The organism is Chamaesiphon sp. OTE_20_metabat_361 (assembly GCF_031364565.1).
This window is the reverse complement of the sequence record NZ_JANLWO010000461.1, coordinates 1-2,186: the sequence shown is the minus strand read 5'-3', so window position 1 is coordinate 2,186 and position 2,186 is coordinate 1. Positions and strand designations below refer to the sequence as shown.

The following is a 2,186-nucleotide window of genomic DNA, read 5'->3' as shown; positions in this document are numbered from 1 at the left end:
AAATGAGATTGGTGTCAGTCGCGAGCTAGTCGCATCTTGGACGCCGTTACCGGGTGGCGCACCTGCGAATGTGGCTTGTGCGCTCGTCAAAATGGGCGATCGATCGCGATTTATCGGCTGTGTCGGTACCGATGAAGCTGGCGAGAAATTGACGGACAAATTGACAACTCAAGGTGTGGATCTGACTGGCTTACAACGCCATCCCACCGCCCCAACGCGGCAGGTATATGTAGTACGAACCGCAGATGGCGATCGCATTTTTGGCGATTTTGGGGGGATTGCGACCGATAAATTTGCCGACACCCAATTGAGTGTAGTGTCGAGAGACTTATTTATAGGTGCGGACTTTTTATTACTGGGGACATTAGCATTAGCATATCCGCTCAGTGCGGCGAGTACTTGGCAAGCTGTAGAATTTGCCACCGCTCAGGGGGTGAAGATCGTATTAGATATCAACTGGCGACCGACTTTTTGGACATCGCCGACAGTAGCTATTCCCGCGATAAAAAGACTCCTCGCCAGTGCGGATTATGTCAAGTTTGCCAAAGAAGAAGCCGAACTAATTTATGGGCAAACATCGCCCCAACTGCTCTGCGAATACTTACCCAAAGCCATGGGAATTTTTGTCACCGATGGTGGCAATGTGTGTGAATACTGGTTAGATGGGTTTGCTGGCGAACAGCCTGCTTTTAGTGTCAACGCGATCGATACTACCGGGGCTGGAGACGCCTTTGTCGCCGGATTGATACATCAATTGGGGACATCTCAACCTGCACCAGAAATAGTCCGCTATGCAGCGGCTGCTGGGGCTTTGACGACGCTTAAACCTGGCGCGATCGATGCCCAGCCTACAGATGCCGAGATCCGTCAGTTTCTGAGCGCGTAGTCTTACATCTTGTACCAATACGTGTTTACTGTTAGTGGCTTTAGGGTAAAGGGAAAGGGGTAAGGGGTAAAGGATAGATGATTCGCTGTGTTCCTTTTCCCTTTAACCTTTACCCCACTTAACTAGGGATTTTGGAGCTGGTGCAAAATGTGAATAATACTACCTCAATTATCCCTCGGTGCGGTCAGCTATTTAACTTAGGTGAACCGATCGATGTGGGGCTTTTATCATCCCGAGTGACTAGTTTTCCACTTAAGATAGGTTGAGAGCGTCATGCCCTCTGAGTCAAGCACCAATGTTAAATTACGCAACAAGCGAGATCGATCTGTTGCTTAGACCTGAATCGCTTTAAAATAGAAGAGAAAGAAGCCATCAGTGCAGTTAGGGTTCGATCGCTACTGCTAACTTAACTGGCTGCTCCAAGCATTTGAATCTGCCCGCACCAGCTTGGCACTTGTTATACTTGCTAGCTAGCAGCAGGCTCAGTTCTGAGGCAGCTCCTCCTCTGAAGAGTCTTTGTCTCATCAATACTTAACTTTTGCGGTTATCACAGCCCTACCACATTACTCAATGCGATTATCTGATTTTGACAAGGCACCAGAAAATGACCTGACAGATGCCCACACACATACTGAAACTAGTGAAATGCCAGTAGATGTCGTCGGCGCAAATGAGCAAGGTGCCGCGATCCCACAGATACAGGCAACTGAAACAGCTAATCCTAAACCAGGAGTTATTTCAGTCCTCAAAAATCGCAACTTTGTCACCCTCTGGAGCGGTCAGATCTTCTCGCAGCTAGCCGATAAAGTTTATGTGGTATTGATGATCGCCATCATTGAGAGTCAATTTCAATCCGAAAATCAGAGTATCAGTGGTTGGGTATCGGCGATCATGATTGCAAATACGATCCCTGCGGTGCTATTTGGCTCGCTGGCAGGGGTCTTTGTCGATCGCTGGCACAAAAAAGAGGTTTTAGTTAGTACCAACCTGCTGCGGGGATTGTTGGTGCTTTCAGTGCCGTTTTTATTATGGTTGACTAAAGGGCAAGTTTTAGTTAATTTACCGATCGGGTTTGAAATTCTCCTGGCAATTACCTTTCTAGTATCGACAATGGGGCAATTTTTCTCCCCCGCCGAGCAAGCAGCCATCTCGATGATTGTCGATAAGCCAAATTTACTCTCAGCCAATTCGCTGTACACGACAACCGCAATGGGTTCGCTGATTGTCGGCTTTGCAATCGGCGAACCGATTTTAGGCATCGCCGATAGTATTGGTGCCAGTGTCGGCTTAGGCGTAAATA

The 2,186-nt window shown here is 48.0% G+C and carries 3 protein-coding genes; 2 read left to right on the top strand and 1 reads right to left on the bottom strand.

Annotation, left to right across the window (positions count from 1 at the left end; genetic code table 11):
* Positions 1-886 (top strand): carbohydrate kinase (locus tag RMO35_RS13540; RefSeq protein ID WP_309741825.1); only part of this gene is annotated, 886 nt, incomplete at its 5' end.
* Positions 887-1,267: 381 nt separating this feature from the next.
* Here the strand turns inward: RMO35_RS13540 and RMO35_RS13535 are convergent.
* Positions 1,268-1,411, bottom strand: coding sequence for a hypothetical protein (locus tag RMO35_RS13535; protein WP_309741824.1), 144 nt, complete (start codon positions 1,409-1,411; stop codon positions 1,268-1,270).
* 45 nt (positions 1,412-1,456) lie between these two features.
* Between RMO35_RS13535 and RMO35_RS13530 the strand changes: the two genes are divergently transcribed.
* Positions 1,457-2,186: MFS transporter (locus RMO35_RS13530; RefSeq protein ID WP_396135668.1), on the top strand; the 730-nt coding region annotated here is incomplete at its 3' end.